This is a genomic window from Aliidiomarina soli, from assembly GCF_003986975.1.
GTDB classification, from domain to species: domain Bacteria; phylum Pseudomonadota; class Gammaproteobacteria; order Enterobacterales; family Alteromonadaceae; genus Aliidiomarina; species Aliidiomarina soli.
This window is the reverse complement of sequence record NZ_PIPO01000007.1, coordinates 134637-158185: the sequence shown is the minus strand read 5'-3', so window position 1 is coordinate 158185 and position 23549 is coordinate 134637. Positions and strand designations below refer to the sequence as shown.

Annotated in this window: 24 protein-coding genes; 3 read left to right on the top strand and 21 right to left on the bottom strand. The window is 53.8% G+C overall.

From position 1 onward, the window contains the following. Positions 1 to 63: 63 nt before the first annotated feature. Genes CWE14_RS14600 through gspC form a run of 12 tightly spaced genes read right to left on the bottom strand, consistent with a single transcriptional unit; the run spans position 64 to position 11409 of the window. Positions 64 to 807 carry a type II secretion system protein N gene (locus CWE14_RS14600; protein WP_126800049.1) on the bottom strand — a complete coding sequence of 248 codons (744 nt, stop codon included), beginning with the start codon at positions 805 to 807 and terminating at the stop codon, positions 64 to 66. Further along, positions 804 to 1331, bottom strand: coding sequence for a type II secretion system protein GspM (gene gspM, locus CWE14_RS14595; protein WP_126800048.1), 528 nt, complete (start codon positions 1329 to 1331; stop codon positions 804 to 806). The genes CWE14_RS14600 and gspM overlap by 4 nt, the downstream gene beginning before the upstream one ends. Further along, positions 1332 to 2576, bottom strand: coding sequence for a type II secretion system protein GspL (gspL, locus tag CWE14_RS14590; RefSeq protein ID WP_157981840.1), 1245 nt, complete (start codon positions 2574 to 2576; stop codon positions 1332 to 1334). Further along, on the bottom strand, positions 2569 to 3573 hold the full coding sequence (gspK, locus tag CWE14_RS14585; protein WP_157981839.1) for a type II secretion system minor pseudopilin GspK: 1005 nt from the start codon (positions 3571 to 3573) through the stop codon (positions 2569 to 2571). The genes gspL and gspK overlap by 8 nt, the downstream gene beginning before the upstream one ends. After that, positions 3570 to 4223 carry a type II secretion system minor pseudopilin GspJ gene (gspJ, locus tag CWE14_RS14580; protein WP_126800046.1) on the bottom strand — a complete coding sequence of 218 codons (654 nt, stop codon included), beginning with the start codon at positions 4221 to 4223 and terminating at the stop codon, positions 3570 to 3572. Before gspJ ends, gspK begins: the two co-directional genes overlap by 4 nt. After that, complete coding sequence (gene gspI / locus CWE14_RS14575) at positions 4223 to 4591, bottom strand: type II secretion system minor pseudopilin GspI (protein ID WP_126800045.1); 369 nt, start codon at positions 4589 to 4591, stop codon at positions 4223 to 4225. Before gspI ends, gspJ begins: the two co-directional genes overlap by 1 nt. Then, positions 4588 to 5190, bottom strand: coding sequence for a pilus assembly FimT family protein (locus tag CWE14_RS14570; RefSeq protein ID WP_126800044.1), 603 nt, complete (start codon positions 5188 to 5190; stop codon positions 4588 to 4590). Before CWE14_RS14570 ends, gspI begins: the two co-directional genes overlap by 4 nt. Before the next feature lie 5 nt (positions 5191 to 5195). Further along, complete coding sequence (gspG, locus tag CWE14_RS14565; protein WP_126800043.1) at positions 5196 to 5627, bottom strand: type II secretion system major pseudopilin GspG; 432 nt, start codon at positions 5625 to 5627, stop codon at positions 5196 to 5198. Between the two features lie 3 nt (positions 5628 to 5630). Then, on the bottom strand, positions 5631 to 6851 hold the full coding sequence (gene gspF / locus CWE14_RS14560; RefSeq protein WP_126800042.1) for a type II secretion system inner membrane protein GspF: 1221 nt from the start codon (positions 6849 to 6851) through the stop codon (positions 5631 to 5633). 3 nt (positions 6852 to 6854) lie between these two features. Next, a complete protein-coding gene (gspE, locus tag CWE14_RS14555) occupies positions 6855 to 8342 on the bottom strand; it encodes a type II secretion system ATPase GspE (RefSeq protein WP_126789118.1) in 1488 nt (495 codons plus the stop codon). A gap of 3 nt (positions 8343 to 8345) precedes the next feature. Then, positions 8346 to 10484 carry a type II secretion system secretin GspD gene (gene gspD, locus CWE14_RS14550; RefSeq protein WP_126800041.1) on the bottom strand — a complete coding sequence of 713 codons (2139 nt, stop codon included), beginning with the start codon at positions 10482 to 10484 and terminating at the stop codon, positions 8346 to 8348. 16 nt (positions 10485 to 10500) lie between these two features. Then, complete coding sequence (gene gspC, locus CWE14_RS14545) at positions 10501 to 11409, bottom strand: type II secretion system protein GspC (RefSeq protein ID WP_157981838.1); 909 nt, start codon at positions 11407 to 11409, stop codon at positions 10501 to 10503. Between the two features lie 160 nt (positions 11410 to 11569). Here gspC and hslR point away from each other — a divergent pair, with 160 nt between their 5' ends. Beyond that, positions 11570 to 11983 (top strand): ribosome-associated heat shock protein Hsp15, encoded by a 414-nt coding sequence (gene hslR, locus CWE14_RS14540; protein ID WP_126800039.1) that lies wholly within the window; start codon positions 11570 to 11572, stop codon positions 11981 to 11983. 11 nt (positions 11984 to 11994) lie between these two features. Further along, entirely contained in the window at positions 11995 to 12858 is an 864-nt protein-coding gene (gene hslO / locus CWE14_RS14535; RefSeq protein WP_126800038.1) for an Hsp33 family molecular chaperone HslO, read from the top strand. A gap of 20 nt (positions 12859 to 12878) precedes the next feature. Here hslO and der read toward each other — a convergent pair whose 3' ends face one another. The 8 genes from der to ndk all read right to left on the bottom strand — a co-directional run bounded on the left by der (position 12879) and on the right by ndk (position 21497). Then, positions 12879 to 14324, bottom strand: coding sequence for a ribosome biogenesis GTPase Der (gene der, locus CWE14_RS14530; protein WP_126800037.1), 1446 nt, complete (start codon positions 14322 to 14324; stop codon positions 12879 to 12881). A 31-nt stretch (positions 14325 to 14355) separates the two neighbouring features. Next, the gene (gene bamB, locus CWE14_RS14525; RefSeq protein ID WP_157981837.1) at positions 14356 to 15543 is read right to left on the bottom strand and encodes an outer membrane protein assembly factor BamB; all 1188 of its coding nucleotides are present in this window, start codon (positions 15541 to 15543) and stop codon (positions 14356 to 14358) included. Beyond that, positions 15543 to 16160 (bottom strand): YfgM family protein, encoded by a 618-nt coding sequence (locus CWE14_RS14520; RefSeq protein WP_126789111.1) that lies wholly within the window; start codon positions 16158 to 16160, stop codon positions 15543 to 15545. The genes bamB and CWE14_RS14520 overlap by 1 nt, the downstream gene beginning before the upstream one ends. Positions 16161 to 16180: 20 nt before the next feature. After that, a complete protein-coding gene (gene hisS / locus CWE14_RS14515) occupies positions 16181 to 17452 on the bottom strand; it encodes a histidine--tRNA ligase (RefSeq protein WP_126800035.1) in 1272 nt (423 codons plus the stop codon). A gap of 33 nt (positions 17453 to 17485) precedes the next feature. Continuing rightward, positions 17486 to 18637, bottom strand: a complete 1152-nt coding sequence (ispG, locus tag CWE14_RS14510; protein WP_126800034.1) for a flavodoxin-dependent (E)-4-hydroxy-3-methylbut-2-enyl-diphosphate synthase — start codon at positions 18635 to 18637, stop codon at positions 17486 to 17488. Between the two features lie 11 nt (positions 18638 to 18648). Then, positions 18649 to 19743 carry a RodZ domain-containing protein gene (locus CWE14_RS14505; RefSeq protein WP_126800033.1) on the bottom strand — a complete coding sequence of 365 codons (1095 nt, stop codon included), beginning with the start codon at positions 19741 to 19743 and terminating at the stop codon, positions 18649 to 18651. Between the two features lie 22 nt (positions 19744 to 19765). Further along, positions 19766 to 20890: a dual-specificity RNA methyltransferase RlmN gene (gene rlmN, locus CWE14_RS14500; RefSeq protein ID WP_126789107.1), complete on the bottom strand. Its 1125-nt coding sequence runs from the start codon at positions 20888 to 20890 to the stop codon at positions 19766 to 19768. 175 nt (positions 20891 to 21065) lie between these two features. Continuing rightward, positions 21066 to 21497, bottom strand: a complete 432-nt coding sequence (ndk, locus tag CWE14_RS14495; protein WP_126789106.1) for a nucleoside-diphosphate kinase — start codon at positions 21495 to 21497, stop codon at positions 21066 to 21068. A gap of 251 nt (positions 21498 to 21748) precedes the next feature. Between ndk and msrA the strand changes: the two genes are divergently transcribed. Beyond that, positions 21749 to 22339 (top strand): peptide-methionine (S)-S-oxide reductase MsrA, encoded by a 591-nt coding sequence (gene msrA, locus CWE14_RS14490; RefSeq protein WP_126800032.1) that lies wholly within the window; start codon positions 21749 to 21751, stop codon positions 22337 to 22339. 33 nt (positions 22340 to 22372) lie between these two features. Here msrA and CWE14_RS14485 read toward each other — a convergent pair whose 3' ends face one another. After that, positions 22373 to 23548 (bottom strand): IscS subfamily cysteine desulfurase, encoded by a 1176-nt coding sequence (locus tag CWE14_RS14485; RefSeq protein WP_126800031.1) that lies wholly within the window; start codon positions 23546 to 23548, stop codon positions 22373 to 22375. Between the last annotated feature and the right edge of the window lies 1 nt (position 23549).

The window sequence follows — 23549 nt, the reverse complement described above, 5'->3', positions numbered from 1 at the left end:
TCAGACAATATTGTATTAGCTTAATGAAAAGCCCGGCAGTTGCAAATTTGCGCGTTGAGCAAGCTATTGGAAACGCACACTAAAACGCTGTTGCTGACGTGCTTGCTCAGGCAGCAGTGATATCAGGTTACGCACTGAACGTGGGGCATCATTGCCCGGATTGAGTTGAAAATGACCTTGCGCCATCTGCAGCGAGGCCTGCACTGACGCCGACAGGCCAAGGTCGTTAGGTTCATCCAGTTCGCCATATACCTGACCGTCGGCGCAACTTAGTTGCGCCTGCAGCATGCCTAATTCTTCCCACTCGCGACCAACCTGAACTGCCGCCCCCTGCACCCGGATCTGTCCCTGCAGTTCGGTACACAGTGGTTGCCCCCAGACGAAATGAGCAATAGTCAGTTCTACATCACCGCGCAGCGGCAATGGGCTGGGCTGAGGAGCAAACGCCGCCATGTCAGTTAGCCGCGCTTGCAACTGCAGGTTATCAACCTGTAACTGCCCTGAAGACGTTTTTACCACCGCGCCGCCGACCAGGATATTATCCACATGGTCATCAACTTCAATCACCGCCGCCAGTTGACCACGTAGCAACGACAACGGCTGCAGGCGCCAGCTAACCTGACGCAACATAATATCCTCAACGCGCAGTGCATCGACACTGCCAGACCAAAGACTGCCCTGCACACCCCCAAGCTGTACCTGTGCAGGAAGCTGCACAAATTGCAGCGCAAATCGTGCTGGTAGTAAGGCCACCAGCGCGCACAGGTAAGCCCCGATCAGCGCGAGCACAATTAACAGTTTCTTCATTCGGCCTCCGCCCTGACTTCCAGTCGACGAACCCGGACCATCCCTGGTTCATCACCTTCGGCAATATCGACCGCATTCACCTGCACTGCACGAGATTCCAGCTCGGCGATAAAGCGTAGGAGCTGATCAAAGTCAGCGTCATTAAAAACCACTAGCAACGAATCGCTCTGTGGCTGCAAGCGCGACACCTGTAAATTAAATTCAGTGCTGGTACGGCTAATAAAGGCGTTAAGCTCGCCGCTGCGCACCGGTTGCTCCGCTGACGTGGTGGCCTGCGACCCTGATTGCTGACGCAGTTGCTCAACCCGGGCCGCATTCTCTTCGACCCAACGCAAAGTTTCCTGTTGCGTCGCCAGGCGGTTTTCGGCCCGAACTATATTGCTTTGCAGCGGCTGCCAAAGGCCGTACCAAAATATAAAAATAACCAACAATGCGGCTAACACGACCAGCAACTGCCGTTCCCGTGGCTCACGTTTCTGCCACCACAATCGGGCCTGCTGTTTGTACTGCTTGAATTGATCCATTTATCCTCCCTGAACGCGGACTACCATGGTTCCGGCGATACGCCCACCACGACTATTCAGTTGGCCTTGTTCGACTTCCAGTTCCTGCTCGCGCGCGAGTTGAATAAAACGTTCAAAGGTCATGAAATCCTCTGCTGACGCTTGAATGCGCAATTCGCTGCGTCCAGAATCAAACTGCAGCAGGCTTATATCCAGTTCAGTGGCCGTAAACGCTGGGGTAAGCTGCTGCAACAGCGCTAACAACTGGCTGCCCTGACCTCCGCCCTGCAAGCGGCTCAGATGCTGACCCAATTGAGCCCGCACGTTTACCACCCGCGATTCCTCAGGAAAGGTATCGCGATAGCGCTGCTCGGTCGCCGCGGCCAATTGCTGCTGTTGCTGATTCAGCTGCCACAAGTAGCTGCTGCGATCGACCAATAGCAACGCCAGCAGGACCCCTGCCGCCACCGCTGGCCAACGCCAGATACCAAGGCTGGTTCTACGCTTGCGTTTGAGCGCGAACTCCCCTTGCAGCAGGTTAATTGCTTTGCTGTTACGCTGATCAAGGTGACGAGCCAGGGCCAGAGCTGGCTCCTGCGCGGACTCGTCTGCCGTCTCGGCCTGTACCAACTGCGCCGGTGCCTGCGGCCACTCAACCTGACCCCAGCAACGAATGCGCTGCGGCGGAGGTAAGGCGTCGCTAAACAAACCTGAGAGTTCGGCAAATAAGGTTTGCTCAATGGCAAATCCGCGCCAGGTCTGGTGGCGCACTACAATATCATGATCCAGCTCCATTGCTGACCATTCGTCAGCTACCACAGGCAGGATAAATAAATCCGGGATCAAAGCCTTATAAGTCAGGCCGGCGTTATCCAGCCAGTCACGCCAGGTCGCGACCTGTGCCTTGGCGACCACCACCACCGGCAAATGCTCCTGCTTATCAGTCGGCAATTGCCAGGCGAAATGCAGTTCGCTGATATCCTGTGCCAGTTCCTCTTCCAGCGCGTAAGGTACTACCTGCGCTAAATGGCGACGGGAGCCCGGCGGCAACTCGAGTTGATGAAAGCCAACTTCGGTACTGCTCACCAGCACAGTTAACTGCGCATCAGCCGCCTGGCCTGCCAGTTCATGCAATTGCCCAGAGTGATCCAGAACGCCCTGCTCCAGGGTCTGCGCCGTTTTTCCATCCGCTGCATCCTGCCACCAAAGCCAGGGAATACTGCCGTCAGCTTGTCCGGGCAGGCGTATAATCAGCTGCTTAGTCATCCCAGTCATATCCTCTTCTTGAACGGTGCAAGATCCGAACCTCGCCTCCGCGCGCCTGCACAATGGAGGTCGCAAAAAATTCTGTCTCGCCGAACCTGATTGCCGCTCTCAATTCAAAATACTCACTGGCAACGGTCAATGAATCACCGGCTGGCAGGTCCTCTTCGCCCTCCGGAATAATACCTTGCAGCTCTGCCAGCTCCATGATCTCAGCGACGTCTTCATACCCAGTTTCGGGCCAGCTCGCGAGCAGGCGACTGGCCTCATCAACGCTCAGTTCACCGAAAAAGATAGCGCTGAGTAGTTCTGCCTTGGTTTCATCCATAGTGTTGATATTAAATGCCAATGTCGAGCTTTGCGGAATCACGCAGACATAGGGACGGATGCGCTGGTAAACTTCCTGCGTGTAACCAATAATCTGCCGCGTTTCCGAAACATGGCTCATCAACCCATTCGCCGCCTGGTACGGCTGCGGCATCGACTCATAATCAGCATCTTCAGCACCATACTGATTAATCAGTACGGTGTCGTCGTCTAGCCAGTCAAGCAGGGTCGCACTCAGCTGCTCGACGGTAAAATCATCAAACTCCAGCGCCCTCAATAACGCCTGATACTGCTCTAGCGCGAGGCTGGCAGTGTCATTGCCATCGCCCTCAGCGCCCGGGTACAGTGCATTCAAATTAAAGCAGCTGTGTAAATCACGTATTGTCCCGCCAATTAGCCCGCCGGCGACCGGATACGGCCCCTGCTCTTCGGCCCAACTCTGTCCGCCATGGGCGTAACCGTCATTTTCCAATTCAACATGCAGGAGCTGCCGCACCAGCTCTTCAGCGCTCAGCCAGTGCCAGTATCCCTGCTCCGCCTGTTCCATTGAATGGGCCCTGGTCACCTGGCTTTGCAGGCGCCCGCTCATGCCGACCGCTATGACCGTGACCAAAGCAACCACCAATAGCACGGTAATCAAAGCGACGCCCTGCTGTTTCCCTGAATGGTTCACTGTAGGCCCCCGCCCTGAGGATTGCCCTGCTCATCTGCTGCACCCAGCGGCCCCTCACCGCTGGTCAGTAACCAGCGCTCGATGCGGCCATAGCTATCGGTTTGCAAGCTAATAATCACCACGTCCGGCAACCGGCTTGCGACATTCCATTCTTCCCGCCGTTCGCCGTTGGCAATAAATTCAACACGAAAATCAGTCACATTATGGAGCAGATTCTGAATCGCCGGTTCAGCACTGACATCATCGACATAACTGTGGCTGAGTCGCTGTAAAACGCCGTCCCACAGGCGGTAAACCACAGGTTGCAACATCGACCGCGGCAGCATCGCATCCGGGTTACTCCAACCCGCACGGACAAAGGCCAGGCCATCAGCATCTGAATCGGTGTAGCGACCATCACTAAACAAATAAATGTTACGCTGCTCGGCTGGCACCTGACGCACCGGCCGCATCACCATCTGACGCACATCACGCTCCAGCAATAGCAGGCTGAATTGCAGTTGCTCCAGCTCTTCCCGCCGCTCTGTGGCGCGTGCATCACTGCTTAGCATCTGATTCAGAACGACACTGCTGGCGAGACCGATCAAGGCAAATATAAACATTGCCAGCATCAGCTCAACCAGGGTGAATCCATTTAATTTTTTGCTCATCAGCGACGCCCCAGATAGCCGCTCAGGCTCGCTGACTCATCACCGTCTTCCTCGGTGCGCACAATAATGGTGACTTCACGCAGTCCGTCAGTGACGGTTTCCACCACCTGTTGCTCCCAAAACCAGTTACGCCCAGCCATCTCCACCTGTCCACTGGCGCCATTCTGCGGTGGCCACTGCTGCAGGCTGTGCAGTTCAGCAAGACGGTTCGAGGCGACCATGGTCGCCAGCGTGTGTTCCTCGATGAGGGATATATTACGGATATGTCCACTGGCAACCTGCAATGCAGCGAGAGCCGCCAGGGTAAAAATGCTCAATGCCAGCATCACTTCAATCAGAGTAAACCCAGCGCTGGTTTTGCCTCTCATGGCTCCATCTCCTCCACCCGTAAGTGCAGGCCATCGTTGCCATTGACAAAATAGGCTGCTCCATTCAGAAGATGGCGAAATTCCACCACGAAAGGAACAAAGTCGGTACTTTCAAAAATCAGCAGTCGCGGCTGCACTGGTGCTTCATCGTCGTCCCGTTCCGTCGCTTCGCTACGAAATACTGCTGAGCGGTCACCATCAATAATATTATCGAGCAGCGCGAAATCACCGAGGTTTAAGTCAAGTTGTAAATCGGTCAGTTCGACGCGTCGTAAAGCCGGGTCGGGCAGCGCCTGCCAACGTCCCTGCTGCCAGTAATAAAAAGCATAGCTATGCTCCTCAATGTCGACCCCGATCACCCAGTTACGAATGAGCGCCATTTGCCGCGCATGGCCAAGCTTTTCTTTAAATACCACTGCCGCCGTCTGCGCATCGTCGCGGTCCCCCCGCGGCGTGATATTAACTACAGCCGTCCCCGCAATCAGGGCCAGGATGAAAGCAACGATAAGAATTTCGAGCAGGGTAAAACCCCGCTGCGCTGATCCTCTGTTGCAATTCTGACCTCCGGACTCCAACGCGGACAACGGACAAGTACGCATAGTGCTTACTGATAATCCTGCAGGTTCCAGTTACCCATATCGTCGTCGGTACCGGGCTGTCCGTCCGGACCATACGAGAAGATATCGTACCGCCCATGTTCACCCGGGTTTAACAACTGGTATTCATTGCCCCAGGGATCTGCCGGCAAACGCCGAATATAACCGCCTTCGCGATAACGACGCGGCTGTGGCTCAATGCGTGGTTCATATACCAGCGCCTCCAGCCCTTGCTCGGTCGAGGGGTAAACGCCATTGTCGAGCCGGTACATGTCGATCGCATTTTCCAGTGCAACAATGTCAGAAATCACTTTTTGCCGTTCCCCATCGTCGCGGCTACCCATTACGTTTGGTACCACCAGACTGGCAAGAATACCCAGAATTACCAGTACCACCATCAATTCAAGTAGTGAAAAACCACCTTGCTTCACAGTTTTCATTTTTTAAAGTCCTACCTGTTGGTTAAGCGCCATAATCGGTTGGATAATGGCCAGTACAATAAATAACACGATGCCCGCCATGGTAATGATAAGCGCCGGTTCGAAAATTTTCAGGCTGACGTTAACCATATTGGAAAACTCATTGTCCTGATTGTCTGCACAACGTCTCAGCATCTGCTCCAGTTCACCACTTTTTTCACCCGACGCTATCATATGCAGCATCATCGGTGGAAATAGCTTACTGTCCGCCAGCGCCGCCCTTAAACTACTGCCTTCACGGACCCGGTCACAGGCCTCGTCGACCACTTCGCGCATCCGCATATTGCTCATTACCGAGGCGGTAATTTTCAGACTCTCCAGTAAGGGAACTGCAGAGGCGGTCAGAATACTCAGAGTTCGCGCGAAACGCGCGGTATTAACACCCCCGATAATACGCCCGACAAAGGGCATATAAAGCAATTTACGATGCACTTTGTAGCGAAATGAGGCTTTGTTCATCATCCGCTTAAAGGCGACTAGCAGCACTACAATAAAGAGGCCAAGGAAGAGCCCGTAATCACGCACAAAGTCACTCAGTGCAATCAAAAATAAGGTAACGCCCGGCAATTGTTGACCTTGATCAGCAAACTGACTGACGATTTCCGGCACCACCGATGCGAGCAGGAAGATAATCACTGCCACCGCCACCAGTGTCAGCACCGCTGGATAAACCGAAGCCTGCTGAATTTGACTGCGGGTTTGTTGACGTTGTTCCGTATAATCGGCCAGTCGGTCGAGGACTTCGTCAAGATGACCGGACTTTTCACCCGCCGCGACCATCGCGCAATACAGGTCATCGAAAATTTGCGGAAAATCGCGCATACCTTCAGCCAGGGTGTAGCCTTCAACCACTTTGCTGCGCACCGACATCAGCATTTTCTGCAAACGTGGTTTATCGGTCTGTTCTGCAACTGCTAAAAGGCATTGTTCCAACGGTAAACCCGACGCTACCAGGGTAGAAAGCTGGCGTGAGATTAACGCCAGATCCGAGACACTGACCCGGCCCTGAAATAAGCGGCTACCAGAGGAGGGTCCCTTGTCCTTACCGGCTGCTTCCTCAACGGATAGCGGGATCAGCCCTTTTTCACGCAGCTGCTGGCGTATCTGGCGCTCGTTGTCCCCTTCAAGCACCCCTTTTTTACGTCGCCCCCTGGCATCCATGGCCTGATATTCATATGCTGCCATGGCTTACTCCTCGCGGGTTACGCGCAACACTTCTTCCAGTGTTGTAATCCCAGCGAGCACTTTATCGCAGCCATCCTGACGGATGCCCGGGAATTTAGCTCGCGCATACTTTTCTATCGCCTGTTCACCATGACCATTGTGAATATGACTACGGATCACTTCGTCGACCACCAGCATTTCATGAATGCCGGTACGCCCGCGGTACCCGGTCTGATTACACTCTGGGCACCCTACGGCGCGGTAAATCTTTGTTGGGTCCTGCTCTGTGATGCCAAGCAGTGCGCGCTCATCAGCATTAGGCTGGTAGGCTTCACGGCATTCACTACAAAGGGTTCGCACTAAACGTTGTGACAACACAGCCAGCAGACTGGATGACAACAGAAACGGCTCGATGCCCATGTCTTCAAGACGGGTAATCGCGCCGGAGGCGGTATTGGTATGCAGAGTGGACAATACCAGGTGGCCGGTCAAACTCGCCTGGACGCCAATTTTTGCGGTTTCCGCATCGCGGATTTCACCCACCATGACCACATCCGGATCCTGCCGCAATATCGCCCGCAACCCTCGTGCAAAGGTCATATCAACGCGGGGGTTCACCTGCGTCTGGCCAATCCCGTCGATGGCATACTCAATCGGATCTTCCACCGTCAGTATATTGCGGTCTTTCGAGTTAATTTCACTCAGTCCGGCATACAGGGTGGTACTTTTCCCGGAGCCCGTCGGTCCGGTGACCAGTATAATGCCATGCGGTTTGTGAATCAGTTCGGCAAAGATGCTGCGGTTGGCTTCCGTCATGCCCAGCTGAATCAGTTGCAAACGGGCGTTGTTCTTATCCAGCAAACGCAGTACCACCCGTTCGCCGTGGTTCGATGGCATGGTCGACACCCGCACATCCACTGCTCGTCCGGCAATTAACAACGAAATACGACCATCCTGCGGTAGCCGCTTCTCGGCAATATCGAGTTGCGCCATGACTTTTATCCGCGACACCAGCAGCGATGCCAGTTTACGATTCGGCCGCAGGATCTCCCGCAACACGCCGTCAATCCGAAAACGGATCAGCAAATCCTTTTCAAAGGTTTCGATATGAATATCCGACGCACCTTCTTTGATCGCCTCACTTAACATGGCGTTGATCAGCTTGATAATCGGCGCATCGTCTTCGCTTTCCAGCAGATCCTCTGTTTGCGGTAATTCATCGGCCAGCGAAAACAGGTTTACTTCATTGCCTATGTCTTCCATCAACTGCTTTGCTTCTGACGAATCGCGCTGGTAAGCACGCGTCAGCAAGGCTTCAAACTCGGCTTCGTTATGGCGTTCAACGCGGTAGGCCCGGCCCAGCAGACGGCGCACCTCATGCAGCGCATGCGGGGTGACCGTTGGTCGGCAATGCACCACCAACTGATCATCCACTTGCATCAGTACCACCCCATTACGCTTGGCAAAAGCAAACGGCAAGCGGGTAAAGACAGGGGTTGCCGTGTCACTCATGCGCTACTCCCCGTCATCCTGTGGCGGCAATTCATCCTCACTCGCTTCAGGTTCAACGTATGGTTCGAAGCCCGGCGGCAGCAGTTTATGGTCTGCCCACTCCGGTAACACCGGAATGCGACTGTTCTGGCGCAATGACAGGCCGCGCTCGCGTTGTTCAAGTTGCTGCGCACGAATATAGCTGTACTTACGGCTGCTTAACTGGTCCATCCGTGCGTCATCGCGAATAATGGTCGGTCGAATAAAGACCATCAGGTTACGCTTGCGGGTGGTGACACTGGTCGATTTAAACAAATGACCGATGATCGGGATGTCACCTAAAATTGGCACCTTGGATAAGCTTTCCTGGACATCTTCATCGATCAGTCCGCCCAGCACAATGGTTTCGCCATCACGCGCCAGCACTGTGGTCGACAGCTCGCGTTTGTTGATAGTGATATCCACACTGGTGGCACCGGCCAAACTTGAGACCTCTTGCTCGATAACCATTTGCACCGAATCGCCTTCATTGATCTGCGGTGTGACCCGAAGCCGAATACCGATTTCCTGCCGTTCAACGGTTTGGAACGGATTGTCGTTGTTGGACCCCGCCGTTGATCCGGTCAGCGTTGGGACATCCTGACCGACAAGGAAATTTGCTTCCTGATTATCCAGCGTGGTGATACTGGGGGCCGACAGAATATTTGAATTGGTATTCGTCGACACTGCCTGCACCACAGCCCCCCAGCCATCCTGCACGGTGCCGAACATCAGCCCGTTGGCCTGGCCTAACAAGTTCGCCAGCAGTGAGTAGTCGCCACGTTGGTCCGGTTCACGGGTGGTCACGACCTGTCCGGTATTCGGGTCAACCCGTTCAAACTCTGTCCCTGGCTGGTCTCGGGCCGCTTCTGCCGCGACTCCTATCTGTCCCAGAGGGACCAGATTGCCGTTATTATGCTGCATCAAGCCAAATTCGTCGCTGGCCCACTGCACACCGAAATCAATCCCATCGCCTTCATACACTTCGACAATAATCGCTTCAACCAGGACCTGAGCGCGGCGGATATCGAGCTGACGCACGACCCCTTCAATCGCCCGTATCATCGACGGTTGCGCGGTTACCACCAGCGAGTTGGTACTTTCATGCGCCTGGATACTGACTTCATTGCCGGTCTGTCGGCGTGCCGCGTTGGCGCTGCGTTGCTGGCCCCCGTTACCCTGCCCCTGGCTTTGCCGCTCTTCTTCGGCCAGCATGGTATCGGTCATGCCTCGCAGCACCTCGACCATGTCTTCGGCTTTGGCATAGCGAAGATAGAATACCCGCGTATTACCGCTTGTCTCGAGTTCAGAATCCAGTTCGCGGATCAGCCGTGCCACCCGCGCTCGTACCCGGGGTTCCCCACTGACCAGAACGCTGTTGGTCCGTTCATCGGCAACAATCCGCGGGACCAGTAATTCAGGTGTATTGCCCGAACTCTGTGGAATAAATATGGCACTGGCGATGCGCACCATTTCCGCAGCCGATGCATGTTCAAGTTCAATTTGTTCAACGTCCTGGTCACCAGCGCGGTCTACCCGGCGGATAATTTCAACCAGCTGATTCACCACCGACGCACGGCCGGTAATCATAATCACATTCGAAGGGTCATAGCTGACCACGTTACCGCCGCCTGACTGGTCGTTGAGGCCGCGTAGCAATGGCGCCAGTTCACGTACCGACACATTTTCTACTGCGACCACCCGGGTAATCATCGCTGCGCCGGTCTGGCTATCGTCATCCACCACCGGCAGTGCTGTGTTACGTGCATCACGGTCACGGATCACGCGCAAGGTGCCATTGTCAGACTCAACCACGGCATAGCCGTAGACTTCAAGTACATCGAGGAAGAACTGATAGTACTGAGTTCGGTTCAGCACATCGTAGCTGCGAACATTAATCCGCCCACGTACCTCTGGATGAACCACAATGGTCTTCTCCAGGTTACGACTGACGGTCTGGATGAACTCATTGATATCAGTATTGTTAAACGAGGCCGAAAACTCACCTTGCTCTGCCTGTTGCGGCGATGCCTGCAACGCCTGGGCAACCGGAGAAAGTGAGAGCCCGGCAACCAATAAGGCTGAACTCAGGCCCACGGCGATGGTTGTTGTTAGAATACGCATTCCTGTACCTGTTACCCTAAGGAACCTGCAGTTCCAGGTCGATGATATTATTGCCTCGCTGCACCTGCACAATGGCGCGCGTAGCATCTTGTAATTCATTCATAGCAGCCAGAGCTTCGGAAGGCTCCGTCAAATCAAACCCATTAATAGCCAGCGCGATGTCACCGGGTTGCAGCCCGAGGGCATCAAATAACGCCCGGTTTTGGCGCGGCGACAGCCGGTAACCAGTCAATTGCTGGCCATTGCGAACCGGCGACACATTAATAATTTCGAGTAATTCTGACGGGTTCTCACGGACGTTACTGACTGCCTCAAGCAGCTCCTGGTTGGCACTAAGATCCACTTGCTCCGAGCGTGTCGACTCGCTTTCAGACTGGTTTGCCTGCGCCGCCGGAGACGCTGGCATTCTAAGCTGCGCTTCGGAACCGTCCCGCCCCTCGATATAGAGGGCCTCTCGGCGCCCGCCGTTGTCGAGTATAACCCGGTCCGGAAATACCGCATCCAGCGTCGCTCGGCTATTGCCAATGCGTTCGCCGATAATATAGGTACGCTGAGTACCGGACTGTTCAATAATAGCCGCTGAGCGTTCCGGATCCACACTTGCAACCAGGCCGACCAGGCGTACGTTAAGCGTTGTTTCCGGGGCATCTAACACCTCAGCTTCTGCCTCCGCTGCGGCCACCCGGTCACCAAAAAGATAAAGCTGCTGAACAGCGACCAGGGCGTCACCTTCGACGTTCCCAACGCGCTGTTCAAGCGAAATTGGGGCCACCACCACCTGTTCGGCAGGAGTCAGCACGCGCCAGGTTAACTGCGCCAACCACCATATGGCAATCAAGCTAAACAGCCACGCCAGACTCAGCGCTAATAAACGCTGTCTGGATGGAGTAAAATGTTGCTGGATTCGGGATTCTATTAGCTGCACATCTGTTATCGTTTTTATATATCGTTTAGCGTGACATTCTAGCCTGCCAGGCAAAAGCATAGCAACAAATTGTCAACAGCGGGTTTAACAAAGACTCTATGTTACACTTTAACTAAGACAATCGTCCTACAGTCGCCCGTTTCAGACTCGGAGTCCCGTTATGAGTTCCTTAAAAGCTGCTCAGTCTAAACAAAGCACCGCCAGCGTGCGGCTCGATAAATGGCTTTGGGCGGCGCGCTTTTTTAAAACCCGCGCGCTGGCCCGCGAAGCCGTTCAATCCGGTAAAGTAAGTTACAATGGTCAACGTAGCAAGCCATCCAAAGCAGTCGAAGTCGGTGCCACAATCGTTATCCCCCGCGGGTACGATCGAATGGAGGTCCATGTGCTTGAGTTGTCCGAACGACGCCGCGGCGCGCCCGAGGCCCAGCAAATGTATCAGGAAAGCGAAGCCAGCATTGCAAAACGTGAAGAAAATGCGTCTGCACGCAAAGCCAATGCATTGTATAATCCCCACCCGCATGGCCGCCCGGATAAAAAGCAGCGGCGTGATATTATCAAATTCAAGAATCAATAGAGGTGGTCGCAGTGCAGTCAGCCGATAGTCTAATTCGTTATACCTTTGCCAATGCGCCGGTGCGTGGTGAACTCGTGCAGTTACAGCAAAGCTACCAGCGTCTGGTAGAAGGCCATGCCTATCCCGCTGGCGTGCAGCAGTTACTCGGTGAGTTAATGGCGGTGACCAGTTTACTGACCGCGACACTGAAGTTTGACGGCCATATTAATTTGCAAATACAAGGCGATGGCGCGCTCAATTTTGCGACCGTTAATGGTAGCCATGACCAGTTATTGCGTGGCGTTGCTCGACTCACCGCCACTCCGGCTGATGATAGCTTTGCCGCTCTGATGGGCGCGAAATCGTACCTGATTATTACCCTCACGCCGAAAGACGGTGAGCGGTATCAGGGGCTGGTTGAAGTGCGCCGCGATGACCACAGCCTGAGTCAGGTTATTGAACGCTATTTCACCCAGTCTGAGCAGCTCAACACCCGAGTCTGGCTGCACACCTCGGCTACCCAGGTTGCGGGTTTACTGCTCCAGGCGTTACCAGGTGAAGACGATCCGGAGCGTGGTTTCGAGCATCTCGCCACGCTGACCACCACCATGACCGCCGACGAACTGCATACGCTGGAAGCGAACGTTGTCCTACACCGTTTGTACCATGAAGAAGACCTTCGCGTATTCGAACCGGTGCCGGTGCGCTTCTTTTGTGGCTGTTCGAAAGAAAAAAGCATGCACGCATTGTACAGCGTGCCGATTGCAGAGCTTAAAGATATATTACAGCAGGACGGCGACATCCGTCTGACGTGTGACTATTGTCTGACTGAGTATGTCTATGACGAAGAGGACGTGGCCGCCGTGCAGGGATACCAGCAAAGCGGCGTGCAATAAAAAAAGGCAGCTCAGGCTGCCTATTTTTTTACGTGACGTAACATCCGTTTGCGCTTGCGTTGTTGCGACAACGTCAGCTTATTTTTCTTCCCTTCATACGGATTCGCGCCTTCACGGAACTCAACTTTTATCGGCGTCCCCATGACTTTCAGAGCCTTACGGAAGTAGTTCATCAGATAGCGTTTGTAGGTATTCGGCAATGACTTCACCTGATTGCCGTGAATAACCACCAGCGGAGGGTTATAGCCACCAGCGTGGGCGTATTTAAGTTTAACCCGTCTGCCACGAACCAGCGGCGGCTGATGTTCATCCTGAGCCATGTCCATGATTTGCGTTAATTGCGCGGTACCAACCCGTTGGGTCGCTGACTTATAGGCTTCCTGAACGGAGCCAAACAGATGGCCCACGTTAGTGCCGTGCAACGCTGAAATAAAATGAATTCGGGCAAAATCAACGAACCCAAGGCGGCGGTCCAGTTCCTGCTTTAACCAGTCCTTCGCGTCCTGCTCCAGTCCGTCCCATTTATTCACCGTGATGACAATTGAGCGTCCGGCGTTCAGGGCGAAGCCGAGTAAACTCAGGTCCTGATCACTAATCTGGTCTCTGGCATCGATCACCAGCATCACCACGTTGGCGTCTTCAATGGCCTGCAGAGTCTTAATAACGGAGAACTTCTCCACCGCAAGATCAATCCGGCCACGCTTACGCACCCCGGCGGTGTCGATAATCACATACTTCTGATCATCGCGTTCCATATCAATATAAATACTATCCCGCGTGGTTCCGGGCATATCAAACACGACCACCCGCTCTTCACCGAGCAAACGATTAGTCAGTGTTGACTTACCTACGTTCGGGCGGCCGACGATGGCTATTTTAATCGGCTGATCCGCATAGTATTCAGCCTGCCGAACCAGGGTGTCTTCGTCTTCGTCGCGCTCTTCTTTCGGCGGCGTGATCACATCCGGGTAGGTATCCCGAAGTGGTTCCAGCGTCCGTTGAAGGAGTTGTTGCACACCACGACCATGAGCGGCGGCGATATGATAGACCTCACCCAGACCAAGCTGATAGAAGTCGGCAACGGCAGAGTCCGCATCGAGACCGTCAATCTTGTTGGCAACTACCCAGACAGATTTGTCCTGGCGGCGTAAATGGTCAGCAAGTGCGATATCGGCTGCAGTTACCCCTTCGCGCGCATCGACCATGAACAGAACAATATCGGCTTCGTCAATCGCCTGCAGTGACTGCTTCGCCATGTGCAGGTCAATGCCTTCCTCATTGCCTTCGATACCACCGGTGTCAATGACAATAAACTGATAGCCGTCATAGTTCGCCTGGCCATACTTGCGGTCACGGGTAAGGCCCGGGAAATCAGCAACTAAGGCATCCCGGGTACGTGTTAAACGATTAAAGAGTGTGGATTTGCCGACATTCGGGCGTCCCACCAGTGCAACCACCGGAAGCATTCTATTTCCTTTCTAAAACTGAAAGCGCTGACTAGTCAGTCAGCGCAACTAGACGGCCGTCGATGGTCATTACAATAACCTTATCGCCCGCCCGTATGGGAGCTACCTGGATAGGGTCATTTGCTTCGTAGCGCCCAATAATCTGGCCACTATCGCGGTCCAGCCAATGGACGAAACCAAACCGATCGGCTACCACCAGTTGACCCGAAAGCACAGCTGGCTCTGTCAGACTACGTCCGTAAAGGTCAGCCAAACGCCAGCGTTCGTTGCCGCTGAGGCGATCAACAGCCACCACGTGGCTCTCACTGGTGGTCAGGAAAATACGACTGCCTGCCACCTGTGGGGTACGATGCCCCTGGTAATCACGCCGCCAAACCACTTCACCGGTGCGTAGTTGCAATGCGACCAGCTCGCCATTAAACGCCAGCATATAGACCTGGTCGCCACGTACCACAGGTGTTGCGTCAATATCGACGATACGTTCCAGGTCACTGCCACCGGACGGAGTCGCCACGCGTTCGTCCCAGGCCATTTGGCCGCTTTCCAGCACTAATACCGCCGCGCGTCCATTATTGGTACCCAAAATCACGCCACCGGCTGATATCACCGGAGATGAACTGCCGCGCAGAGTCAACGCAGGCACTTCCTCTTCGTGGCGCCATTGCTCTTCGCCATCAGCTGCGTTCAGCCCCACCACCATGCCGTTGCCAAGATGCAGTACGACATAGCCTTCACCGACCGCCGGGGCTGAAATTACTTCACCCTCGAGCTGGCTCTGCCATTGGATCTCGCCGTTGTCTTTATTGATAGCATAGAGCATGCCGCTCTCGTTACCCACATAAAGGGTATCGCCATCCAACGTCAACCCACCAGCCAGTTTTGCCGGCGGCCCTTTACGGAATAGACGCCATAACGAGAATCCCGTTGCTGGAGTCAGGTTCTGGCGCCACAAGCGCCGACCGTTATCTGCGTTCAAGGCGACGACGTTGCCATGCCGCTCAGCAGCGAAAACCACACCATCGTCATAGACTGGCGTTAAGCGGGAATAGTGTTCGTCAGACCCTGGCCCTACATTGGCCTTCCAGGCAACGTTTACACTTACTTGCTCTTCGAATGTTTGCAGCTCGGCATAATCAGGCTCTTCGGTGCTGGAACAGGCTGCCAGGCCAACACTTAACAGAACGCCACTTATCGCGACTCGCCAATTCAACAATCGCACTATAGTTCACCTGCCAGGTTTTCAAATTTAAATTGCAGACCAGGAGACGACTGTGCGCCACCTAGATCGACGGCGGCTTGATAGGCTGCGCGGGCCTGCTCAGGGTTACCCTGAGCCAGATACACGTCACCGCGGATCTCTTCTACCTGAGCAGTAAAGCTTTGCGGTAAAGACTGTTGCAAGCTCTGCAGTGCTGCATCGTACTCGCCCAATGCCAATTGCACGCGAGCTAAGCGGGTGGTAGCTAAACCACTCACCACACTGGAACCGGCTTTTTGCTGGGCACTGTAGAGATGATCTGCTGCACTACTCAAATCATCTGCATCCACTGCCTGACGCGCCAGCTGGAGGTGAGCTAAGGCGGCCTGACTGGATTCGTCCAGTTGACTCAGCACGTCTTCGGCTTGCGCCAGCGCTTCCTCGTCACCTTGTTGAACCTGTTGTGAGATTTGCTCATAGGCTGCGGTGCGCTGCTGCTGGGCTTCAATCTGAGAGGCATCATAAGCACGCCAGGCAAATAACGAGCCCAGTCCAATAACGACGCCGGCACCAATCCAGATGCCGTATTCGCGCATAAATTGCTTTATCTGTTCGACCTGTTGATCTTCGTGTTCCACCTGCAAATCCTCTTCAGTTCTTAAACTAATTCGTTCACGGTCGCGACTATCTGCTCCCAGCTCATTTCTTGCTGAGGCTTGTCTTCGCGTAAAAACTTAACACTGACAACGTCACGTGCCACTTCGTCCTCACCCATAATCAGGGCCAGGCGGGCACCAGACTTATCCGCTCTTTTTAATTGCTTCTTAAAATTGCCACCACCACAGTGCTGCATCACACGTAGCGTCGGAAACTGGTCTCGAAGGCGTTCGGCAACGTTCACCGCCGGAAGTTCCGCCGCCTCACCCATTGCCGAGACATAGAGGTCGACTGCTTGCGGTAAGGTCACAGCATCGAGCTGCTCAAGCATCAGCACCAGCCGTTCCAGCCCCATCGCAAAACCCACCGCCGGGGTCGCTTTACCACCCAGTTGTTCAACCAGACCATCGTAACGGCCGCCCGCACAGACAGTACCCTGAGCGCCGAGGCTATCGGTCACCCATTCGAATACCGTACGGTTGTAATAATCCAGACCACGCACCAGTCGCTCGTTATGAACATAGCGAATGCCCAGGGCATCGAGGCGCTGGCATAACGCAGCAAAGTGGCTGCGTGATTCGTCATCCCAGTACTCTGAAAGCTTTGGTGCCTGACTGAGCATGTCGCTCATCGCCGGGTTCTTGGAGTCAAGCACACGCAGTGGGTTACTCTGCAGACGACGTTTACTGTCTTCGTCCAGTACCGCCTCGTGCTCGGTCAGATACGCGGTTAAGGCGTCGCGGTAGTCTGCCCGCGCCTCGTTCGAGGCCAGTGAATTAAGTTCCAGCGTAAGGTACTCGCTGAGCCCTAATTGCTTCCACAATCGCGCGGTCATGATAATCAGTTCGGCGTCAATGTCCGGTCCGTTAAGGCCAAACACCTCAACACCAACCTGATGAAATTGGCGGTAACGCCCTTTTTGTGGGCGTTCATGGCGGAACATCGGGCCCATATACCATAATCGTTGCTGCTGGTTGTATAGCAGGCCGTGTTCATTGCCAGCGCGGACACAACTGGCAGTCCCTTCGGGACGCAAAGTCAGGCTGTCGCCATTGCGGTCCTCAAAGGTATACATTTCTTTTTCAACGATATCGGTGACTTCGCCAATGGAGCGTTTAAACAAGTCGGTTTGCTCAACCACAGGCATACGGATTTCTTCATAACCGTAGCTTGCAACGATACTGCGCACTACCTGCTCTATATACTGCCAGCGACGGCTTTGCTCTGGCAGAATGTCATTCATGCCACGAATTGCCTGGATTTGTTTGGCCACGTTAGTCTTTTCCTGCAGTCAAAAATGTCGGCATTATAGGGGCTGCTTGCTATCGCCGTCTACCGTTCCATCTACCATGGCGATATCGATAGGTTGTTCAGCATCGCGCTTCTTCACGGCGGCCCGGATACGTGCTTCCAGGGTATCCACCAGATCGTCATTGCGTAAACGTTCTTTCTGTCGAACACCATCGACATATAAACCGGATTTAGTCTTTGCCCCGGCCAGGCCGAGATCTGAAACCAGCGCTTCACCCGGTCCGTTCACCACGCATCCAATAATTGAGACATCCATCGGCGTGGTAATATCTTCCAGACGTTCTTCCAGCGCATTGACGGTGGCGATAACATCGAACTCCTGGCGTGAGCAGCTCGGGCAGGCAATAAAGTTGATGCCCCGTGAGCGAATGCGCAGCGACTTCAGAATGTCGAATCCCACTTTGATTTCTTCGACCGGGTCAGCAGCCAATGACACCCGCAGGGTGTCGCCAATGCCTTCTGCAAGCAACATTCCAAGCCCGACCGCCGACTTCACCGCACCAGCGCGAGCGCCACCGGCTTCGGTGATACCTAAATGCAGTGGCTGGTCGATTTGTTTGGCTAACAGACGGTAAGCATCCACGGCCAGAAAAACGTCAGAGGCTTTGACACTGACTTTAAAGTCCTGGAAATCATATTTTTGCAGAATATCGACGTGGCGCATGGCTGATTCAAGCAATGCCTGCCCCGTAGGTTCGCCGTATTTTTCCTGCAAATCCTTTTCTAATGAGCCGCCATTGACGCCGATACGAATCGGAATATTGTGGTCACGAGCGCAGTCAATTACCGAACGAATCCGCGCTTCATTGCCGATGTTGCCAGGGTTAATACGCAGGCAGTCGACACCATATTCAGCGACTTTCAACGCTATCCGATAATCAAAGTGAATATCGGCCACCAGCGGTACTTTCGCCTGTTGTTTTATTAATTTAAACGCTTCTGCCGCATCCATAGTGGGCACGGACACCCGCACAATATCAGCACCGGCATCAGCCAATCGGTTAACCTGCGCAACGGTGGCCGCTACGTCAGTGGTCAGGGTGTTGGTCATAGACTGCACCGCGATAGGTGCACCGTCGCCTATTGGTACATTGCCGACGTAGATGCGACGGCTGGGGCGACGTTTTATCGGTGATTCTGGGTGCATGATAACTATTACTACTCGTCTGCAGGCAGGGTCATTCGAACAACTCGACCAGGCCGATAGCCTGACAAGTCAACCAAAGTTCCCTGATAGTACATTTCAACATTTTCCGGAGCGCCCAGAGTAACCTGGTACGGCCCCTGATCATTCAATTCGGTAATATGACCACTGCCTTTCACCCCAAATGCGACCGCATCGCCGTTGTTATCCTCGATCCGGATCCAGGTGTCATCGGAGAAACGTAACACCAGTTCAGCATCCGGCAACGGCAGTGGTGCCTCTTCGGGCTCCGCCTGAGTTGGTTGCGGTGTCGCTTGTCGGGCAGGCGTTGGCTCAACCGGTTCGGCAGTCGTTGCAGATTCATCGACAGCTTCGCTTTGCGCGCTATTGGCGGGCTCTGAGGTTGCTGACTCTGCATTATTCTGGCTGCTACCCTCAGCGACGTCGCGATTGGCTTGATCATTTTCAACCACATCAGTACTGCGGGGGGTGTTACCACTCGCCACATCGGTCTCACGATTCGCGCGGTCTGCTACCACACTGGCGTCAATAAAAATGGGGTCACGGGTAGCACTGGTCGTTTCGACTTCGCTGGAGGCAGGTTCAAGCTCGACGCTGGCATCCTGTTCAGACACCATGCGTTCGGCCATACCCTGGGCTACAGGTTCTACCTCACTGTCTTTATTTTGCAGCCAGAATATAACCGCTGAACCAATAATAACGGCGCCGATTATATAAGTGACCAGCATCAGCCGATTATCGTTACTTTGTTCACGGGCACGTTGGGAAAAGCTTTGCATGGTCTGATCAACCGGCTCTTCGATACCCTGCGACGCATAGGCCGCGAGAACCTTTTCTTCATCCACGTCGACTAACCGGGCATAGGATCTCAGGTAGCCACGGGTAAAGGTGCCCGCCACATACTTACTGAATAAGTCCCCTTCCAGATCAAGAATAATCTGGTGCCGCAGTCGCAAACGTTCTGCCACTTGCTGCGTTGTTAACTGAAGGCGCTCGCGCCCTTCTCTGAGCAGACGTCCAGGAGATTCCGGCGCAGGTCGCTGCACCGCATCTTCCGACACGTCCTGGTGCGGTTGTTGATCCGTCATGCGTATATTGGCCTCACGTGAATCACACGCTCTTGATGGCGATGGATTGCTGTTGTTGTTGTTTTTTTAGCAAACGTTTGGTTCTGTCGACCACGTCGCCGACTAACTGCCCACAGGCGGCATCAATATCGTCGCCCCGGGTTTTTCTAACCATAACGGTATAACCGTGTTGCATCAATACCTTTGCGAAGCGATCAATTCGTGAATTGCTCGAGCGCCCGTATGGCGACTGCGGAAAGGGATTGAACGGAATCAAATTAATTTTGCTCGGGGTGTCTTTTAACGTTTGTGCTAGTGCATGCGCCTGATCCGTTGAATCATTGATATGATCCAGCATGACATATTCAACGGTGACCTGTTTCTGCGCTTTAGACTGATCCACATACGCCTTTGCCGACGCGAGAAATTCTTTAATCGGATATTTTTTATTGATAGGCACTATTTCGTTACGTAATGCGTCATCTGGCGCATGCAGTGAAATCGCCAGGGCCACGTCAATTTTCTCGCGCAGCATATCCAGCGCCGGCACTACCCCTGAAGTACTCAGGGTCACCCGCCGTTTAGACAGACCGACCGCTAAGTCATCAAGCATAAGCTCCATCGCTGGGACGACGTTCTTCATGTTGAGCAATGGCTCGCCCATTCCCATCATGACCACGTTGGTCACAGCTTTGACATTGGTTTTGCCAAACGGCCCCAGCAGTTGGTTAACCCGCCATACCTGACCAATAATTTCGGCCACACGCAGGTTACGGTTAAAACCCTGATAGCCGGTCGAGCAGAATGTACACTCAAGCGCGCAACCAACCTGCGACGAGACGCACAATGTGGCACGGTCATCTTCCGGGATCCAGACCGTCTCAACTTCCTGCCCGTCGAACAGTTCCATGGCAAACTTAATGGTGCCATCAGATGACTGCTGTTGACGTTTAATCTTAGGTGCACGGATTTCGGCGATCTCTTTCAACTTAGCCCGCAGGACCTTGTTGAGGTTGGTCATTTCATCGAAATCGTCAATGCAATAGTGATGCAACCACTTCATTACCTGTTCAGCACGGAACTTCTTCTCACCCAGTTCGGAGAAGAAATCGTGCATCCCTTGCCGGTCTAAATCCAACAAGTTCACTTTTTCGTTTGTGGTCGCCATGTGCACCTCCGCGGTTTGACTTCAACCGTCACTGCCGTCGCAGTTATATCTCTACAACAAAAATTTATAAAAAAAGGGCCCCTGCTGCGCCCTTTTTAATTCCCTTACGGGAAGTCCTTTCTCTGTCAAAGTGGCAACGCCCTGCCAGGCTGGACGTTGCTTGGTCAGGCAACTCTTAGCGAGTGCGTGAGCACACTTCTTCATCAGAGAAGAAATAAGCGATTTCACGAGCCGCAGACTCAGGTGCGTCTGAACCATGCACCGCGTTCTCGTCGATCGTTTCAGCGTAGTCAGCACGCAGCGTACCGGCAGCCGCTTCAGCTGGATTCGTTGCACCCATGATTTCACGGTTCTTACGTACCGCGCCTTCACCTTCAAGTACCATCACTACGATAGGACCAGAGGTCATGAATTCAACCAGCGCGCCAAAGAAAGGACGTTCGCTGTGTTCTGCATAAAAACCTTCAGCCTGTTCCTTGCTCAGGTGCATCATTTTTTGACCCACGATGCGCAGATCCGCAGATTCAAAACGGTTGACGATTGCGCCGATCACGTTTTTAGCAACTGCATCAGGTTTAATGATTGACAGGGTACGTTCCAAAGCCATGCTGTAACTCCAATTCGATTTGCTGAGGGCCCGCGTCACGCGGCACCACCTGGATTCATAAATTCGCGCGAATTATACGCGAATAGGTCGCTAATTCCCAATAAAACTTTCTTAAAAAAGGCTTTTCATCCTGTCGTTACCGATCTAATATAGACGTCTATACGCCCACCGTGATGTAGCGGTGGCCAGTCGACAATGTGCGACAACGTACATCTTCGACATACGCGCCAAAACCAACAGGAGTTCCACGTATGACCGATCTAGTTTCCAGTAATTCCAGTGACACCCCGGAACTGGCTCATGCCACGCTTGGTGGCGGCTGCTTTTGGTGCATTGAATCTGCGTTTAAAGAAGTTCAGGGCATTATTGATGCGGAATCAGGATACGCCGGCGGCCACATTGAAAACCCAAGCTACCAGCAGGTTTGCAATGGCGACTCAGGCCATGCAGAAGTCGTTCGCCTGAGCTACAACCCGAATCAAATTAGTTATCGGGAATTGCTTGAGATCTTTTTTGCCCTACATGATCCAACCCAACTGAACCGTCAGGGTAACGATATTGGTACTCAGTACCGGTCAGTGATATTTGTTCATGATCAGCAACAGCGTAGCGAAGCAGAAGCGATTATTGCTGAAATGGGTGCCGACCAAACCTGGCCGGACCCGGTGGTTACTGAGGTCGCACCGTTGCCGGTTTACTATCCGGCCGAGCAATACCACAAGGATTATTACGCTAACAACCCGCAGCAACCATACTGCGCGATGGTAGTCGGTCCGAAACTGGCGAAATTCAAGCAAACGTTCGCTAAACGCCTGAAACAACCAGACTCGGCGTCTGCCTAAATCAGGTCAACGCTGGCTCTAACGCCAACTTGCTTACCAGGGGCTCGGTTGCTTACGCAGCCGGGTCACTGCCTCACTGACCACCTCAATACACTGAGCAACTTCGTCTTCCGTCGTAAAGCGACCGACACTGAAGCGGATCGAACGGTGAGCCTGATCCCGGTCCAGCCCCATTGCGGTTAACACGAACGACGGGTCGACGCTGGCAGAATTACAGGCCGATCCAGTCGACACCGCCAGGTCTTTCAGTGCCATCAGCAACATTTCGCCATCCACCTTGGCAAACTGTAGATTCATAATACCGCCAACGCGCTGAGTCGGGTGGCCATTCAAAGTGACCTCACCAATAGCGCACAGTCCGTTGTACAATTGCTCCCGCAGCCTTTCAATGCGTGCCGATTCATCTGCAAGTCCAGCCTGCGCAATAGCCGCTGCCTTGCCGAATGCCGCAATCTGGTGGGTCGCCAGGGTACCTGAACGCATCCCCCGCTCGTGCCCACCGCCGTGGATTTGGGCATGCAGCATGACCCTCGGGCTACGACGTACAAAAAGTGCACCTATCCCTTTCGGGCCGTACATTTTATGGCCCGATATAGATAACAGATCGACATCTAGCGCGCGCACGTCGACCTTTAGCTTAGCGACACTTTGCGCCGCATCGACATGCAACAGTGCACCACTGCGGTGACACAGCGCTGCAATGGCTGCAATATCCTGCACCACGCCGGTTTCATTATTGACGTGCATCACACTGACCAAAGCCGTTGGCCGTTGCAGTGCCTGCTCCAACGCAGCCAAATCAAGCAGACCGTTGTGCTGCACATCCAGACAGGTTACTTCAACCCCTCGCTGCTGCAGATCATTGCAGGTATCCAGCACCGCTTTATGTTCGGTCTTCAGGGTCACCACATGCAAAGGATCATGACCACCCTGTCGCTGCAGATGTTCAACCGCCCCTTTAATAGCCAAGTTGTTCGACTCAGTTGCGCCGCTGGTGAAAACGATTTCGCGCGGATCCGCATTGATTAAATCGGCAAGATCTTCGCGCGCCGCGTCTACCGCCTCTTCCGCCTGCCAGCCAAAGCGGTGCGAGCGCGAGGCCGGGTTACCGAAAACACCATCGGCAGTCAAATAGCGGCATAGGGTTGCGGCCACTTCAGGGTCCATCGGTGTAGTCGCTGCATAGTCAAAGTATAAGGGCGTTTTCATT